This is a genomic window from Streptomyces sp. NPDC047982, from assembly GCF_043204165.1.
Classification (GTDB): Bacteria; Actinomycetota; Actinomycetes; order Streptomycetales; family Streptomycetaceae; genus Streptomyces.
Map to the genome: position 1 here is coordinate 14,188 of NZ_JBIDBS010000022.1, position 16,211 is coordinate 30,398.

Sequence of the window (16,211 nt, forward strand, 5' to 3'; positions counted from 1 at the left end):
AGGTGCGGCGGGCACGGAGGTGGCCGAATCCTCCGTGCCCGCCGCTTTCCCCTTCCGGTCCGGTCATGTCCGGGGCGTATAGTGCGCTTGCCACCGGCGCTTGTCCCCGGCAAGTCCCTGTCGCCGGGCGCTTCCACCAGGCCGTTCCGTCGCTTGCCGCACGTTCGGCAGGGGACGGAAAGGATCACGATGCTGGAAGCAGTGGGGCTCACCCCGGCCGAGGAAACCGTGTACCGGCTTCTGGTCACCCTGTTCACCGCCTCGGCGGACGAAATCGCGGAGCAGTCCGGTCTGGCGGCGGCGGAGGTCGAGCAGGTCCTGGCGGCGCTCACCGCGAAGGGGCTGGTCAGCGCGACGGACCGGGCACCGGGCAGTTTCGCGGCCAGTCCCCCGGACGTCGCCCTGCTGCCGCATCTCCAGAAGCAGTCCGACGCCCTGGACCACGCCCGTGTGGCGGTCACCGATCTGCTGGAGACCTACCGGCGCACCCGGCGCCGCCGGGACCCCGACCAGCTCATCGACGTGATCACCGGTGCCAGGGCGTTGCGCCAGCACCTGCGCCGGATACAGGACAACACGCGTCACGAGATGTTGTGGTTCTGCAAGGCCCAGTACGTGGCCATGCCTTCGGGGAGCAACGAGGCCGAGTACGACGCCCTGGCGCGCGGTGTGCGTTACCGCGTCCTGTACGAGCGGGCGTTCTTCGACGACTCGGGCGCCGTCGGCAACGTGGTGCGGGGCATGCGGGCGGGAGAGACGGCCCGCGCGGTCCCGCACCTTCCGCTGCGCCTGGCGATCGCCGACCGGGCCATCGCCATCTGTCCCCTGGTCCCCGGCGGGCCGAGCGGCAGCACCGAGGAACCCACCACGGCCCTGGTCCGTGGCAGCAGTCTGCTGGAAGCGCTGGTCGCCCTGTTCGAACGCTACTGGGAGGACGCGGTACCGCTCCATGTGAGCGAGTCCGGAACGGTCAGCGGCGCGGACGGTTCGCCCGGCAACCACGAACTGTCGGCGACGGACCGTCAGTTGCTGTCTCTCCTCGTCGCAGGTGTCACGGACAAGGCCATAGCCAGTCAGATGCGGCTCAGCAGACGGACCGTGCAGCGGCGCGTCCAGTCGATGATGGCCCTCGTCGGCGCCACCACACGGATGCAGTTGGCATGGCAGGCCGCCCGGCGGAACTGGATGTAGCAAGACATCGGCGTCTTCCCCCTTCGACCCCTGCAGCCGCGGATGACGCGGCTCGGGGCCGTCGGCCGGGTCGATCGAGCGCAGGGTGCGGGGGCATCGCGCGGGCGGCGTCCGCGATGACGAACGCGTCGCGGGTGTCGGTCGTGGCCTCGCCGGGGCGGAGGTCGGCGAAGTCCGTGCCGATCGCCTCGAACGACCGCCCGGCGGCGCGTCCGTCCCGATCGACGTCGTTGCTCTCTTTCTCCGGGCCGGCGCTGACGCCGATCACGTCAGCGCCGGTGGAGGAGCCGTCACGCGGTCATGCCCGCGGCGGGAGGGGGAGTCAGCCCCACACGCCGAGCGTGAACTCGGCGATCACTGCCGAGAGCAGGAACGAAGCGGTGATCGCGACGAGCCCGACCGGGATGATCTTCCAGCCGATGCGGCGCAGCAACGGCAGGTCCTTGCCCAGCGACAGTCCCGCGAGGGTCAGCATGATCGTGGCGATGGACAGGAAGTCCACCGAGCCGACCAGACGGTTGAGGCTGTCGGAGGCGAAGAACCACGGGCTGGACACGTACGCGCCCACCGTGGTGATCCACACGATCGCGGAGATCTTCCGGCTGACCTTGGCGAGGAACAGACCGAGCAGCACCAGGCCCAGCAGCACGGCGTAGCCGCCGACGATGTCCCAGCCGATCGTGCCGGCCGCGACCGAGGCGGTGCCGACGCCGAGCACCGTCAGGACGCCGAGCGACAGCCAGAGCGGGATCCTGATCTCGCCCGAGGCGGCGGCGACCTCCTCCCGGAAGGCGCGGTTCGCGGCGGCATCGTCCGTGGGACTGTCCGGGGCCGAGAGGGCGTCGGGCGTCGTCTCCGGCGTGCGGGTGTCCTGCCGGCGGGTGAGGAAGCGGTAGAACCGGTCCGCCAGCGGCAGTGCCACGTAGATGCCCACGTAGACCCCGAGGATGGTGGTGATGAGGTTGGAGACCGCCGCCATGCCGAGGATGGCCTCCTCGTGCGCCGGGTACGCGGCCACGATGCTGGCCGAGGAGGCGGCCATCATCGATCCCGAGCCGACACCGGCGCCCATGGCGAGGGCCAGTGGGTCGAAGATGTTCCAGTTCGCCACCAGCGAGGTCAGGAGCGTGATGAACACCGCTCCGAACATCGTGCCGAACACATACATGGCCAGGACCCCGCGGTACTGGTCGGAGTCCGGCCCGTACTTCTCCGAGACCATCGCGAAGGACGGCTCGCGGTCCAGCGAGAAGGTGGCTCCGACCGTGGCCTTGCCCAGGCGCAGTGCGACGGCGAGCGGCAGGGCGATGGCCACCGTGCCCAGCAGATGGCCGATCTCCTGGAGCAGCAGCGCGGGCCCGGCCTTGACGAGCGTCGGCAGGCTGGGGCCGATGTTGAAGGCGAGCCGGGCGACCAGGAGCATCACGGCCACGCCGACGAGAGCGGACGCCACTTTCTGGAGACGGATGCCGAGGGGCCGGACCTTCTGGACCGACACCAGCAGGCCCAGAATCAGACCCCACACCATGGGGAAGACGATGACGGAGCCGACGCCCAGGTCGATCTCGAGCTGCCCGACGGCCTGCACGACCAGGGCGATGACCAGGGCGAGGGCGGCGATCGGCAGGGTCTGACGCGACCCGGCGACGCGGTCCTTGGCTGCGGCGGTGGGGCTGCTCATGTCGCCACCGCCTCCTTACGGACGTCACGGCGGTAGGCGGCGGCGATGAAACGGTGCCGGTGCTCGGCATGGCCCGCCGCGTCGACGACGGTCCAGGCGAGCGCGCGGGCCGCCTCGAACATCATGTCGTACGCCAGGGGTGTGTCGGCGATGGCCGCGAAGGCATGGGAGTGGATGGGTGCGTCGGCTCCCGGAATGCTCAGCCATGGATGCAGGCTGGGTATGACCTGGCTGACGTTGCCCATGTCGGTGGAACCGCCGGCGAGCCGGTCGCCGGCGGTGACGTCCCGCCCGAAGGCAGCCATGGCCGACGTCCAGAAGCCCGCCAGCGCGTCGTCCTGCACGAGCGGCTCGTAGAGCGGCTCGGTGGCCTCGACGGTCAGTTCGGTGCCGGTCGCCAGGGCCGCGCCTTCGAAACACCGCCGGACACGCTCCAGCAGTGCCTCGTACTCGGGCAGGGTGAATGCCCGGCACTCGAAGTCGACGACGGTCCGCTCGGGGATGATGTTGGTGGCGACGCCGCCTTCGGAGACGAACAGCGCCACCCGCTGGTCGCCCGGCAGTTGCTGGCGCAGCAGGCCGACGGCCACCTGGGAGAGCGTGGCGGCGTCGGCGGCGTTCACGCCCTGGTGGGGTGCGGCCGCGGCGTGCGCCGCACGTCCCCGGAACACGGCCCGGTACCGGCCGACCGCCTGGGCGGTGCTCCCGGCGGGGTTGTAGCCGACCCCGTCCTGGACCGGGTGGACCATCAGGGCCAGGCCCACCCCGTCGAACGCGCCGGCCTCCAGCAGCAGTGCCTTGCCGCCGCCGTGCTCCTCGGCCGGGGTGCCTATCGCCTTCAGCGTGATGCCGAGTTCGTCGACGTAGGGGGCCAGGGCCAGCGCGGCGGCCACCGAGGCGCCGGCGATGAGGTTGTGGCCGCAGGCATGACCGACCTCGGGCAGCGCGTCGTACTCGACACAGAGCGCGACCGTCAGCTCGCCGCTGCCCGCGGTGGCGGTGAACGCGGTCGGCAGACCGCCCGTGCCGCGCTCGACCGTGAACCCGCCCTCGGTGAGCAGTTCGGTGATCGCCGCGGCGGACTCGGTCTCCTGGAAGGCGATTTCGGGACGCGCGTGCAGGGCGCGTGCCAGCTCGAGCACGCGGTCCTGCCAGTGCGACACGCCCGTGGAGGTGTCGGCCTTGAGCCGACTGGCGGAGCCGGCGGGATTCTTCGTGGTCACGGGTGCCTCCTAGTAGCTCAGTGAGGGGAACGGGGCGCCGGCGGCGCGGGTGGGCGTCCAGACGGCCTTGGTCTGCGTGTACTCGTCCAGCACTCCGGGGCCGGAGGAGCGGCCGTGTCCGGAGTCCCCGAAGCCGCCGAAGGGCACCGCGACGTGGATGGTCTTGTAGGCGTTGATCCAGAAGGTGCCGGATTTCACGGCGCGCGCCACATGGTGGGCGCGGGCGACGTCCTGGGTCCACACGGCCCCGGCCAGGCCGAAGTTCGTGGCGTTGGCGCGGGCGATGGCCTCCGCCTCGGTGTCGAAGGCGTCGGCGCCGACCACCGGTCCGAAGACCTCGGTGGTCTCCAGCGGGTTGGCGGGCGTGACCCCGTCCAGCAGGGTGGGCGCCACCCAGTGTCCGCTCGCCAGCGCCGAGTCGGTGAGCCCGGCGGGCAGCCGGGTGCCGGTCACCCGGCGGGCGCCGCCCGCGAGCCCGGCCTCGATCAGCGAGGTGACCGTGCCGAACTGGGACCGGGTGATGATGGGGCCGACTTCGGTGGTGGGGTCGAGGGGGTCGCCGAGGCGCAGCCGGGACGCTCGCTCGGCCACGCGTGCGATGAACTCGGCGTGCACGGAACGCTCCACGAGCAGCCTGGAGCCGGCCACGCACGACTGGCCCGCTCCGGAGAAGACGGCCGACACGGCGCCGTCGGCCGCCCGGTCCAGGTCGGCGTCGGCGAAGACGATGTTGGCGCTCTTGCCGCCGAGTTCGAGGACGGTCGGGATACCGGCGCCCGCCGCGGCGACCGCCACCCGGCGGCCGGTGGCGACCGAGCCGATGAACGACACCTTGCCGACCCGGGAGTCGGAGGTGAGGGCGGCGCCGACGGTGGCGCCGAGGCCGGTGGCGACGTTGAACACGCCGTCCGGCAGCCCCGCCTGGTGGGCCAGCTGGGCCAGCCGCAGTGTGGAGGCCGGGGTGAACTCGCTGGGCTTGACGACGACGGCGTTGCCGGCCGCGAGCGGTGCGGCCGAGTTCCAGCCGCCCGTGAACAGGGGCGCGTTCCACGGGGTGATGGCCACCACGACGCCCCAGGGGACCCGTTCGGTGTAGGTGTGCCAGTTGCCCGGGACGGGGATCGTGTGGCCCAGCAGCTTGTCCGCCCATCCCGCGTAGTAGCCGAACATCTCGGCGACCTTGGCGGCCTCGGCGCGGGTGTCGCGGACGGGCTTGCCGGTGGTGGCGGATTCGAGGAGGGCGAGCTCCTCCGTGTGCTCGCCGATGGTCCGGGAGACTTCGCGCAGGATCGCGGCCCGTTCGAACGGGTCGGTCGCGGCCCAGACCTCGGCCCCGCGGACGGCGGAGGCCAGCACGGAGTCGGCCCCTTCGGCCCCGGCGTCGGCGTAGTCGGCGAAGCCCTCTCCGGTCGCTGCGGCGGTGAGGTGCACGGTCTCGCCGCGGCCGGTGACGACCCGACCGTCGACGAACGAGCCCGGGCCCTGCGGGAAAGCGGCGTCGAGAGCGGCGCGGGCAGTGGCGGCTCCGGACGTGCTCAGGTCCGTCGGGAAGGTGGTGGCGCTCATGCTGCGGTGGCTCCTTCGGAGGTGAGGGAGGGGGCTACGGTGCGGGCGATCTCGGTGAAGTCGGCGCCGGGGCCGAGCGCGGCCAGGGCCTCCTGCCAGACGCGGCTGGCGGCGGCCAGCAGCTGCGGGGTCTCACCGCGCTGCCCGGCGGTCTCCACGGCCAGTGCGGCGTCCCGGGCCATGAGTCCCAGGGCAAAACCGGAGTCGTAGGTTCCGGTGAGTACCCAGTCCGGGTACATGGCCGCGGACGCCTTGCTGGCGCCGGACGCTCCGCTGATGCCCGCCGCGGCGGAGGAGGGATCGACGCCGTATGCCTTCGCCACGGCGAGGGCCTCGCCGACCGCGACCAGGTTGACCGCCGCAAGGGCGTTGTTGAGGAGCTTGACCACGTTTCCGGAGCCGGGCGCGCCGAGGTGGCGGTACTGGCCGCCGGTGAGCGCGTCCAGGACGGGCCGGGCCGCGTCGAGCGCGTCGGGGTCGGCACCGACGAACGCGGCGAGCCGGCCGGCGACCGCGCCGTCACGGCCGCCCGAGACGGGTGCGTCCACGAAGGCCGCACCCTTGTCCGCCGCGAGGGCCGCGCACGCGGCGGACGTGCCCGGCTCCGACGTCGTGGTGTCGACGATGGCCAGCGTGCCCGGCCGCGCCAGCAGAGCGGGCACGGTCGCCTCGACCACGCGGGCCGAGGGCAGCGACAGGACCGCATGGGGCGTGCCGGCCAACTGGTCGAGGTCCTCGACGGCCTCCACACCCGCCTTCGCGGCGGCGGACCGGGCGGCGGGCGACGGATCGAATCCGCGCACCTGCCACCCCGCCCGCAGCAGGGCGGTAGCCATGGCACCGCCCATCGAGCCGAGGCCGACGACGGCGATGTGCTTGCTCATCAGTGCTCCTGTCATGAGGGGACATGCGTACGGACACGCGCGAGGCCGGGGGGACGGGCCTCGCCGGCCCGGGGGGGGACGGTGTTCAGGTGGGCCCCGGCAGACGTGGGGAAGGGGCGGCCGGGGCAGGCCCGTCGGCGCGGTCGGCGCTCGCACGCGGCCGGTGAATGAGGTGGGCTGTGAGGTGCGTAGGGTCACCGCGCTCCGAAGGCGGCACCGGTCGGGTGGCGAGGGAGCGCGTGCGCTGCGGCGACAGCCGGTCGGGCGCGCCGCCCGACAGGGGCCGTGCCGCGGGGCGTCGCCGAGCGCGCGGACCGGGTCGCACGTCCACGCGGCACGACGGGGGAAGAAGCGGTTCAGTCGAGGTAGACGTCCAGGTCCTTCCAGAGTTGCTGGGTGCGGCGGATGGCGGCACGGCTGCGCTCGGGCCGAGCCGTCTGCATGCCGGCGAGGAGTCCGTAGACGACCGAGGTGGCGGCCGTGACGGACTGGAAGAAGGAGATGCCCTCCGACGGCACGATCAGCAGATGGTGGGCGATGGAGGTGGCGAGCCGGCCGCGCCGCATGTCGGTGATCGCCACCACCGTGGCGCCCGCCGCACGGGCCGCGTCGGCTGCGACGATGATCTGTTTCGTGGACCGCCACATGTTGACGACCACGAGCACGTCCCCCGGACCGAGGCAGTTGACGGCGGTCGCCAAGTGGACGCCGGCCCGGTGCTCCAGCGTGACGGGGTAGCCCATGGTGGAGCCGAGGTGCGCCATGACACTGGCCGGACCGGCGAAGGAGCCGACCCCGACCACCAGGATCGACCGGGCCGAGGCCAGCGTGGCGATGGCCGCCTCCGCGTCGGCGGCGGAGTTGCTCTCCAGGGTCTGGCGCAGATTCCCGATGTCGTGCGTGAGCGCGTCGTGCAGCGGGCTGCGGTGCTCGCCGTGTTCGGTCAGGGTCTCCTCGGTGGAGATGTGCACCAAGTAGCGGGCCCGTAACTCGCGTTGCAGATCCGGCCAGCCCCGGTAGCCCAGCGTCTGGGCCGCCCGCACCACCGTCGAACTGTTCACGTCCGCCCGCTCGGCGATCTCCGCGATCTCCGCGTACGAGGCGAGCTGCGGATTGCGGACGACGACGTCGACGACCCGGGCCTGAGCCTTGGACAGCGGGACATCGGGCAGGGCGTCGCCCAGCCACTGGCTGTCGCCGTCGGCGGGGTCGTGGTTGTGCGATGCGGACACAGGTCTTGCTCCCTCGTACGAGACGCGGCTGCGCTGCAAGCGCGATTGCAAAAACCGTACACCGCAATTTCATTTGCAGGAAGCCCTCCGTGCCAGTGCCGTTACCGGCCAGGTCTGCCCGGAAGGAGCGGTGCCGGGCGGTGCGGCGGGCGATCGTCGCCGGTCGCGGCACTGGACGATCGCAGGGCTGATCAACCGCCTCAGCCGGGTCGTACGACGGCGTGTGGCCGCCCGAGTCGGCCCACGTCCACCGGTTCACCGCGAGGCGTTCTCCTGGGCCCCGCACGACGCGCCCACGTACCCGGGGTTCCGCCGTCGAGTTCTCGCGGGGCGGGAACTCGGGCCCCGTGCCCCGCGACTACTGGACCGGGTGGCGGACGGTCCACCCGTGCACCGAGTGAACATCTCCGGGAGAGTGATGATGCGTTCTCGCATGTGGTGGGGCGGCACGACGGCTGTGGTGCTGGGCAGCCTCCTCGTGACGGGCTGCGGTGACGGCGACGGGGGCGGCGACAAGGCGAGCCCCGCCGCAGGGAAGCCGGCCGCAGGCACCTACCCGGTCACCGTGACGGACTGCATGGGTGCCAGGACCACGTTCTCCGAGGCACCCGGGAAGATCGTCACGAGCAACGCCTCCAGCCTCGAATTGCTGCTCCGCCTCGGTGCCGGGGACAAGGTGATCGGCACCGGCTTCCCGCCCGGCAAGGGCAGCCTGCCCGGCGAACTCGACGCGCAGGCGCAGAAGGTGAAGGTGCTCAGCGAGTCCGTCATCCCGAAGGAGAAGCTCCTCGGCTCCGGAGCCGACCTGTACATCGACACCTTCGCCTCCATGAACATGGGCGGCGGCATGGGCGACGCGCCGACCGAGGAGGAGTTCAGGGCGGCCGGGATCAAGCACGTCCACCTGAAGTCGACCGCCTGCGCGGCGCAGAGCGAGCGCCCGGTGACCGACCTGTCCGCCGTACAGGCCGACATCCTCTCCCTCGGCGAGGTCACCGGCACCGGCGCCAAGGCGAAGGAACTCGTCGACGGCATGAAGGAGAAGGTGGACGCCGTCCGGACGGCCGTCGGCCGGACGCCCGGGAGCGAACGCCCGACGTACTTCTTCTTCGACTACGACGCCGGCACCAAGCAGCCGACCGCCGTCTGCAACCGCCAGGTCGCCCACGCGGTCATCACGCTGGCCGGGGCACGCAACGTCTTCGCCGACTGCGACGGCGACTACAAGCAGGTCGGCTGGGAGGACGTCATCTCGAAGAACCCCGACTGGATCCAGCTCGGCGTGCGCAACCGGGGCAGTCAGGCCGCCAACGACAAGGCGTTCGACGAGGCCCGGAAGTGGCTGGAGAACAACTCCGCCACCAAGGGCCTGAAGGCCGTCCAGGAAGGCCGTTTCCTGCGCATCGGCTCCGAGCGGACCACCATCGCGGGTGTCGAGAACGCCGACACCGTCGAGGAGATCGCGAAGACCCTCTACCCGGGCAAGGTCGGCTGACCGTGCTAGGGCGCGTTTCGAAAGGAGCGTCGTCCGCCCGCGACCAGACGGGACTTTCGAGACCCGCCCTAGACGCACCGGTGAGCCGGAAGGGCAGGGACGCCGCCCCCGCGCGGTCGCGGCGTTCCGTACCCGCCGGTCCCCTGTCGCTGCTCCTCGCCGTCGTGCTCGTCGCGGCCGTCACGGCGGCGGTCGCATGGGGCTCCACGCCGATCCCGCCGGGCGAGGTGTGGAGCGTGGTCTGGCGCAGACTGACCGGCGCGGCCCCGAGACCCGGCACCGACGACCTGATCGTGTGGCAACTTCGCCTCCCCCGGGCACTGCTGGCGGCCCTGGTGGGGGCGGGACTCGGCCTGGTCGGCACGGCGGTGCAGGCCCTGGTCCGCAACCCGCTGGCCGACCCGTACCTCCTCGGTGTCTCCAACGGCGCCTCCCTCGGAGCCGTGGCCGCCATCGTGCTGGGGCTCGGCGGCGGGGGCGCGCTGGGTCTCGGCCTGTCCGGCGCCGCGTTCGCCGGCGCCCTGGCCACCTTCGCCCTCGTCTGGGCGGTCGCCCGGCGCGGCGGCGGCTTCGCCCCGCTCCGACTGGTGCTCGCCGGAGTGGCGATCGGGCAGTTCCTGTCCGGGTTCACCAGCTATCTCGTGCTGCGGGCCGGGGACGAGCAGCAGACCCACAGCGTGCTGTTCTGGCTCATGGGCAGCCTCAGCGGCGCGAGCTGGCCGCTGCTGGCCGCTCCCGCGGTGACGGTGCCGGCGGTCTGGCTGCTGCTCCAGGCACGGGCGCGGGGACTCAACGCCCTGCTGATGGGCGACGAGACCGCCGCCGGCCTCGGCATCGACGTGGCACGGCTGCGCCGGGAACTGTTCGCGGTCACCAGCCTGCTCACCGGCGTCCTGGTCGCGGTCTCCGGCGCCATCGCCTTCGTCGCGCTCATGGTCCCGCACGCCTGCCGCCTCGTCGTCGGCGGCGACCACCGCCGTCTGCTGCCGGTGTCGGCACTGTTCGGCGCGCTGCTGCTGGTGGTCGTCGACATCGTGTGCCGCACGGCCATGGACACGCAGGAGCTGCCGGTCGGTGTCGTCACCTCGCTGATCGGCGCCCCAGCACTGCTGTATCTGCTGAACAGACGCCTGGGGAGCGGCAGTTGAGGATCGACATCGAGAACCTGCACGTCGCCTACAGCGGACGCACGGTCGTGGCCGGCGCGCACCTGATCGCGGCCGAGGGCGAGATCACCGGCCTGGTCGGCCCCAACGGCAGTGGCAAGTCCACGCTGCTGCGGACCGTGTACCGGCATCTCAGGCCCGTCGCCGGGCGCGTCCTGCTCGACGGCACGGACCTGAACGGGCTGCGCCCGGCGCGGTCCGCCCGGCACATCGCCGCCCTCCCGCAGGAGCGGGGCGGGGACTTCGAGCTGACGGTGCGCGAGGTCGTCACGATGGGCCGTACCCCCTACAAGCGGGCCTTCGCGGGCGAGGACGCGGGCGACCGGGACATCGTGGCCCGGGCTCTCGCCGACGTCGGCATGACGGACCACGCCGAACGCCGCTTCACGGAGCTGTCCGGCGGCGAGCGGCAACGCGTCCTGCTGGCCCGCGCGTTCGCCCAGCGGCCGGACGTCCTGGTCCTGGACGAGCCGACCAACCACCTCGACATACGTCACCAGGTCGAACTCCTCGCCCTGCTGCGCGGCCGGAACCGCACGACCCTGGTCTCCCTGCACGACCTCAACGCGGCCGCCTCCGTGTGCGACCGGCTGCACGTCCTGCGCGACGGCCGCGTGGTCGCCTCCGGCGCGCCCCGCGACGTCCTGACCCCCGGCCTGCTGGCCGAGGTGTTCGGCGTGCGCGCGGCGGTGACGGAGCATCCGCTGACCGGCGACCCGCTGATCGCGTTCGACCACCGCCGGCCGGCGGAGGGACTCCGGGCGCCGGACGCGGGTGACGGAGAGGGGGAACCGGCTCCCGGAGAGGCAAGCGTGTGTCCCGGCCCGTGACGCAGACCCCGGGAACTCAGCCGCCGATTCCCCCGACTCCTGTGACGAGGCCGCTCACCGGCGGCCACCGAGTGGGGGAGGGAACGAGTGACGGACCATGGCTCCGGTTCGGAGGGACCTGGGGACATACCCGAGGTGCGGGAGCGCTGGCTGCTGGTGGCCGTGGCGGGCGTGCTGTCGTTCGTGGCGATGCTCGACATGAACATCGTGAACGTGGCCGTCGCGGACATCTCCGCGGGGCTGGGCGTGCCGGCCGGGACGGCCCAGTGGGCGGTACTCGGCTACCAGCTCCCGGTGGTCGCGCTCCTGCTTCCGGCAGGCCGCCGACTGGACGGGGCGGACACCCGCACGGCGCTGCTGCTGGCCACCGGCGGCTTCGCGCTGTGCAGCGCGCTGGCCGCCGTCTCCCCGTGGATGTCCTGGCTGGTCGCCGCCCGGATCGCGCAGGGCGCCTGCGGCGCCGTGCTGTTCGTCCTGATGCCGGTGCTGGCCGTCCGTTCGGTACGGCCCGAACTGCGCGGTCGGGCCATGAGCGTGCCCGCCACCCTCGGCCCGCTGGGCGCGGTCACCGGCCCGGCGGTCGGCGGACTGCTCCTCGACCACCTGGGCTGGCGCTGGATCTTCCTCGTCAAGGTCCCGTTCTGCCTGCTGGTCGTTCTGGTCGTGGCGGCGCTGGTGCCGCGCGGCGGGACGGCGGGAGCCCGGGTGCCGGCGCCGCGTCCGGCCGACCGTACCTCCACCGCCGGCCGACGGGCGCTCGCCGACGCCGTGCTCGTCGCCGCCGGTGTGGCGCTCCTGCTGCTGTCGCTGACGCTGGCCGCCGACACCTCCGCGTGGCTGGCGCTCGCCCCGGCCGCCGCGGTGCCGCTGTGGTGGTGGCTGCGCGGACCGGGCGGCCGGCCCGTGGCCGGTGTGCTGCGGGCGGCGGGCCTGCTGCGCACGCACGGAGCGGTGCTGGCACTGGCCGCAGGCTTCGCCGCCGCGCATTACGTGATCGCCCTGCACCTCCGGCGGGACGAGGGCGTCAGCGCGACCGCGACCGGCCTGGCGGTGCTCGCCTTCCCGCTCGGCATGGGGGTGGCCGGCCCCCTCGGCGGACGGCTCGCGGACCGGTACGGGTCCAGGCCCGTCGCCCTCACCGGCGCCGCGCTCACCGCCGTCGGCCTGCTGCTGCTCGTCCCGCTGGGCGACGGCTGGTCGCCGGCCGGCGTGGCCTGGCGGCTGGCGGTGGCCGGCTTCGGCATGGGCCTGAACGGGGGGCCGGTCCAGGCCCTGGTCATGGGGGCCGCCCCGCCGGACCGGGCCGCCACGGTCGGCTCGACCGTCCAGCTCGCCCGCAGCCTCGGCTTCACGCTCGGACCGGCCCTGGCCACCGCCGCCTGGGGCCTGACCGGCCCGGACGGTGGCGCACGAGCGGCACTGGCCGTGTCCGCCACCGCCGCCGCTCTCGCCGTACCGCTGCTGGCCCTGCCCTCCCGGCGACCGGCATCCCCGTCCGGGGAGACCACCGACGCGACTCCCGCCGCACCCCGTTGAGCCACCCCGACACGGCTCCCGAACCCCCTGAACCGCGACACGGCTCCCGCCGAACCCCTCTGAGCCACCGCGCTCCACCGCCACCCCGAGGAGACCTACGCATGTGCGGAATCACCGGCTGGGCGTCCTTCCATCAGGACGCCCGCACCCAGGCCCCGGTCATCGAGGCCATGACCGCGACGCTCGCCCCGCGCGGCCCCGACGCCGGCGGCGTCTGGCTCGGCGAGCACGCGGCGATCGGCCACCGCCGCCTGGCGGTCATCGACCTGGCCGGCGGGGCCCAGCCGATGACGGACCGGCCCGATGCCCCGGCCACCGTGCTGACCTACAGCGGAGAGGTCTACAACCACCACGAACTCCGGGCCGAACTCCGGGGGCGGGGACACGAGTTCCGTACCCGCAGCGACACCGAGGTGGTGCTCCGCGCGTATGCCGAGTGGGGTGAGGCGGTGGCCGACCACCTGGACGGCATGTTCGCCTTCGCCGTCTGGGACGAACGCGCCTCCCGGCTCCTGCTGGTCCGCGACCGGCTCGGCGTCAAGCCCCTGTTCTGGACGCACGTCGACGGCGGCCTGGCCTTCGCCTCCGAGCCCAAGGCGCTGTTCGCCCACCCGGAGATCCGGCCCCGGGTGGACGCGGACGGGCTGCGCGAGGCGTACAGCCTGCTGTTCAACACCGGGCCGACCGTCTGGTCCGGGGTGCGGGAGGTCGAACCCGGCGGACTGCTGGTCCTGGACCGCGACGGCATCCGCGAACGCCGCTACTGGCAACTGGAGGCCGGCACCCACACCGACGACCGGGAGGAGACCGTCGCCCGCGTCCACAACCTGCTGAGCACCGCCGCGCGGAGCCAGCTCGAAGCGGACGTCCCGGTGTGCTCCCTGCTGTCCGGCGGGATCGACTCCACGGTCCTGACCGCCCTGCTCGCCGACGAACTGCGCACGCGCGTGAACCCGGACGCCCGTATCCGCTCCTACGCGGTCGACTACAGCGACCAGGCCGAGCAGTTCACCGGCGACGTCCTGCGCACCGGCCACGACACCCCGTACGCCACCGAGGCGGGCGCCTTCATCGGTACCGACCACTCCACCGTCGTCCTCGACCCCCGTGCGCTTCTCGACCCCGAACACCGCAAGGCCGTCGTCGTGGCCCGCGACTCACCGATCGGCGTCGGTGACATGGACACCTCCCTGTACCTCCTCTTCGGGGAGATACGGAAGCACTCCACCGTGGCCCTGTCCGGCGAGGCCGCCGACGAGGTCTTCGGCGGCTACCCCTGGTTCCGCAACCCCGAGGCCCTCGCCGCAGCCACCTTCCCCTGGCTGCTGGTCACCGGCGACGAGGCCGCCATGCCCCTCAATCCGGAACTGGACCTGCGCATCGGCGAGTTCCGCGACGACACCTACCGCGACGCCCTGGCCGCCGTACCGCACCTCGACGGCGAGACGCCCGACGAGCACCGGCAGCGCGAGATGCAGCACCTGTCGCTGACCCGCTGGCTGCGCCAGCTCCTGCACCGCAAGGACCGCCTCAGCATGGCCCAGGGCCTGGAGGTGCGCGTCCCGTACTGCGACCACCGGCTCGTCCAGTACGCCTTCGCGACCCCCTGGGCGCTGAAGAGCTTCGACGGCCGGGAGAAGAGCCTGCTGCGGGCGGCGGGCACGGGCCTGGCACCCGACGCGGTGCTGCACCGCCCCAAGAACCACTACCCGGCCACCCACCACCCCGACTACAACCGCGGCCTGCAGGAGCTGGCCCGCGACGCGCTCGCCGACGAAACCGTCCGCTCCCTCGCCGACGAGACCCTGATCAAGCCCTGCCTCGACACCGCCCCCGATCAGCTTCGGTGGGGCCACCGGCTGCGCCTCGAACGCGTCGTCGACCTCGCCCTCTGGCTCGACCACCACCAGCCCGACCTCGCCCTGTGAGGAGCACCCCCGGATGACCCTGCACGAGCGGCTGCCCGCCGCGGACACCGACAGCCCGCACGAACCCCTGCCCGACCCGGTCCCGCTCATGGGCTGCCCGTACAAGGCCGACCCCTACCCGCTGTACGAGCGGATGCGCGAGGCCGGCCCGGTCCACCGCGTCCTCTTCCCGAGCGGCGTACAGGCGTGGCTCGTCACCGGATACGAGGCCGCCCACTGCGCGCTGAACGACGACCGCCTCGGCAAGAACCACGACCGCGGCAACGACCGCTGGCGGGAGCGCGCCTCGATCATGCCCGAGCCCCAGCATTCCCAGCTCCAGGTTCACCTGCTGCACCAGGACCCGCCGAAGCACACGCGGATGCGGCGCTTCGTCACCGACGCGTTCACCCCGCGCCGTGTCGAGCGGCTGCGGCCCCGCTTCCAGGAACTGGCCGACGCCCTCGTCGACGCCCTCCCCGAGACGGGCCCCGCCGATCTCGTGGCCGGGTTCGCCGCCCACTTCCCCTTCCAGGTCCTCGCCGAGGTCATCGGGCTCCCGGCGGAACTGGCGGACCGCTTCGACCGGGACTGGGGCAAGGTCGTCCAGCCGGTCGGCCCCACCGACCCCGGACGGCCGCGGTACGAGGCCCGGCTGCACGGCCTGCAGAGCTACATCGCCGACGTCGTCGCGTACAAACGCGACCACGGGGACGACGATCTGCTCAGCCGCCTGGTCGTGGCCCGCGACCGCCGCGAGCTGTCGCAGGAGGAGGTGGACTCGATGATCTTCCAGCTCCTCGTGGCCGGCCAGGAACCGGTCACCAACCAGATCACCACCGCCCTGATCACCCTCTTCCGCCACCCCGCCGACCTCGCCCGCCTGCGCGACGACCCGGACCTCATGCCCCGCGCGGTCGACGAACTCCTCCGCTACGACAGCGCCTTCGAGCTGACCACCTGGCGCTTCTTCGACCAGGACAGCGACCTGCAGGGCCGCGAGGTCCCCGCCGGCGACTCGGTGATCGTCTCCCTGTGCGCCGCCAACCGCGACCCGCGCCGCTTCCCCGCCCCCGACACCCTCGACCTCGACCGCTCGCCCAACCCCCACCTGGCCTTCGGCCACGGCATCCACTTCTGCCCCGGCGCAGCCCTCGCCCGAACCGAACTCCAGATCGCCCTGGGCACCCTCCTGGCTCGCCTGCCCGGCCTGCGCCTGGCCGGCGACGACGAGGACATCGAGTGGATCGGGGCCGTTCTCGGCCGAGGCGCCCCTCACCTGCCCGCCGCCTACGACCGACGTCTCTGAGACCGCCCCCCATGTGCCGGTCGGTCCGACACGGTCCGCCGACGGCGACCTGAAGCCGGTCCGCCCGCGCGAGACCACTCGGATCCGCCCGGCCGCCCGCCGTAGACCTTCGCCCCGGCCCGCCCCGTCCCGGACCACTGAGACGTCGTTTCATCCGAGCCGGACCGGCCGGGCCCCTGCCTCACCCACGC

Annotated in this window: 12 protein-coding genes and 1 pseudogene; 7 read left to right on the top strand and 6 right to left on the bottom strand. The window is 72.9% G+C overall.

Translation table 11 applies throughout. The features are described from left to right. The first annotated feature begins 189 nt into the window (after positions 1–189). Positions 190–1,191 (top strand): helix-turn-helix domain-containing protein, encoded by a 1,002-nt coding sequence (locus ACGF2V_RS24725; protein WP_362628718.1) that lies wholly within the window; start codon positions 190–192, stop codon positions 1,189–1,191. A 60-nt stretch (positions 1,192–1,251) separates the two neighbouring features. Here the strand turns inward: ACGF2V_RS24725 and ACGF2V_RS24730 are convergent. The 6 genes and pseudogenes from ACGF2V_RS24730 to ACGF2V_RS24755 form a co-directional block, all read right to left on the bottom strand. Continuing rightward, positions 1,252–1,360 (bottom strand): annotated as a pseudogene (locus ACGF2V_RS24730) (transposase); the annotation flags it as partial. A gap of 153 nt (positions 1,361–1,513) precedes the next feature. Then, the gene (locus ACGF2V_RS24735) at positions 1,514–2,872 is read right to left on the bottom strand and encodes a DUF3100 domain-containing protein (RefSeq protein WP_362628720.1); all 1,359 of its coding nucleotides are present in this window, start codon (positions 2,870–2,872) and stop codon (positions 1,514–1,516) included. Further along, positions 2,869–4,095 carry an amidohydrolase gene (locus tag ACGF2V_RS24740; RefSeq protein WP_362628723.1) on the bottom strand — a complete coding sequence of 409 codons (1,227 nt, stop codon included), beginning with the start codon at positions 4,093–4,095 and terminating at the stop codon, positions 2,869–2,871. Before ACGF2V_RS24740 ends, ACGF2V_RS24735 begins: the two co-directional genes overlap by 4 nt. Positions 4,096–4,104: 9 nt before the next feature. Beyond that, positions 4,105–5,661 (bottom strand): aldehyde dehydrogenase family protein, encoded by a 1,557-nt coding sequence (locus ACGF2V_RS24745; RefSeq protein ID WP_362628725.1) that lies wholly within the window; start codon positions 5,659–5,661, stop codon positions 4,105–4,107. After that, the gene (locus ACGF2V_RS24750) at positions 5,658–6,545 is read right to left on the bottom strand and encodes an NAD(P)-dependent oxidoreductase (protein ID WP_362628728.1); all 888 of its coding nucleotides are present in this window, start codon (positions 6,543–6,545) and stop codon (positions 5,658–5,660) included. The genes ACGF2V_RS24745 and ACGF2V_RS24750 overlap by 4 nt, the downstream gene beginning before the upstream one ends. 356 nt (positions 6,546–6,901) lie before the next feature. After that, entirely contained in the window at positions 6,902–7,777 is an 876-nt protein-coding gene (locus tag ACGF2V_RS24755; RefSeq protein WP_362628730.1) for a MurR/RpiR family transcriptional regulator, read from the bottom strand. 421 nt (positions 7,778–8,198) lie between these two features. On the opposite strand from ACGF2V_RS24755, the gene ACGF2V_RS24760 reads away from it, so the two are divergent. From ACGF2V_RS24760 to ACGF2V_RS24785, 6 genes are all read left to right on the top strand, one after another. Further along, positions 8,199–9,272, top strand: a complete 1,074-nt coding sequence (locus ACGF2V_RS24760) for an ABC transporter substrate-binding protein (RefSeq protein WP_362630259.1) — start codon at positions 8,199–8,201, stop codon at positions 9,270–9,272. A gap of 80 nt (positions 9,273–9,352) precedes the next feature. Beyond that, on the top strand, positions 9,353–10,420 hold the full coding sequence (locus tag ACGF2V_RS24765) for an iron ABC transporter permease (protein ID WP_362630224.1): 1,068 nt from the start codon (positions 9,353–9,355) through the stop codon (positions 10,418–10,420). Beyond that, on the top strand, positions 10,417–11,268 hold the full coding sequence (locus ACGF2V_RS24770; protein ID WP_362709246.1) for an ABC transporter ATP-binding protein: 852 nt from the start codon (positions 10,417–10,419) through the stop codon (positions 11,266–11,268). The genes ACGF2V_RS24765 and ACGF2V_RS24770 overlap by 4 nt, the downstream gene beginning before the upstream one ends. A gap of 87 nt (positions 11,269–11,355) precedes the next feature. Further along, complete coding sequence (locus ACGF2V_RS24775) at positions 11,356–12,804, top strand: MFS transporter (protein WP_362709243.1); 1,449 nt, start codon at positions 11,356–11,358, stop codon at positions 12,802–12,804. A 101-nt stretch (positions 12,805–12,905) separates the two neighbouring features. Further along, complete coding sequence (gene asnB, locus ACGF2V_RS24780) at positions 12,906–14,732, top strand: asparagine synthase (glutamine-hydrolyzing) (RefSeq protein ID WP_362709240.1); 1,827 nt, start codon at positions 12,906–12,908, stop codon at positions 14,730–14,732. Positions 14,733–14,745: 13 nt separating this feature from the next. Next, positions 14,746–16,020 (top strand): cytochrome P450, encoded by a 1,275-nt coding sequence (locus ACGF2V_RS24785; RefSeq protein WP_362709238.1) that lies wholly within the window; start codon positions 14,746–14,748, stop codon positions 16,018–16,020. The last annotated feature ends 191 nt before the right edge of the window (positions 16,021–16,211 follow it).

Coding starts and splice junctions, on each gene's coding strand:
- ACGF2V_RS24735 (WP_362628720.1), bottom strand. CDS start 2,872: ATGAGCAGCCCCACCGCCGCAGCCAAGGACCGCGTCGCCGGGTCGCGT.
- ACGF2V_RS24760 (WP_362630259.1), top strand. CDS start 8,199: ATGCGTTCTCGCATGTGGTGGGGCGGCACGACGGCTGTGGTGCTGGGC.
- ACGF2V_RS24785 (WP_362709238.1), top strand. CDS start 14,746: ATGACCCTGCACGAGCGGCTGCCCGCCGCGGACACCGACAGCCCGCAC.
- ACGF2V_RS24750 (WP_362628728.1), bottom strand. CDS start 6,545: ATGAGCAAGCACATCGCCGTCGTCGGCCTCGGCTCGATGGGCGGTGCC.
- ACGF2V_RS24725 (WP_362628718.1), top strand. CDS start 190: ATGCTGGAAGCAGTGGGGCTCACCCCGGCCGAGGAAACCGTGTACCGG.
- ACGF2V_RS24745 (WP_362628725.1), bottom strand. CDS start 5,661: ATGAGCGCCACCACCTTCCCGACGGACCTGAGCACGTCCGGAGCCGCC.
- asnB (WP_362709240.1), top strand. CDS start 12,906: ATGTGCGGAATCACCGGCTGGGCGTCCTTCCATCAGGACGCCCGCACC.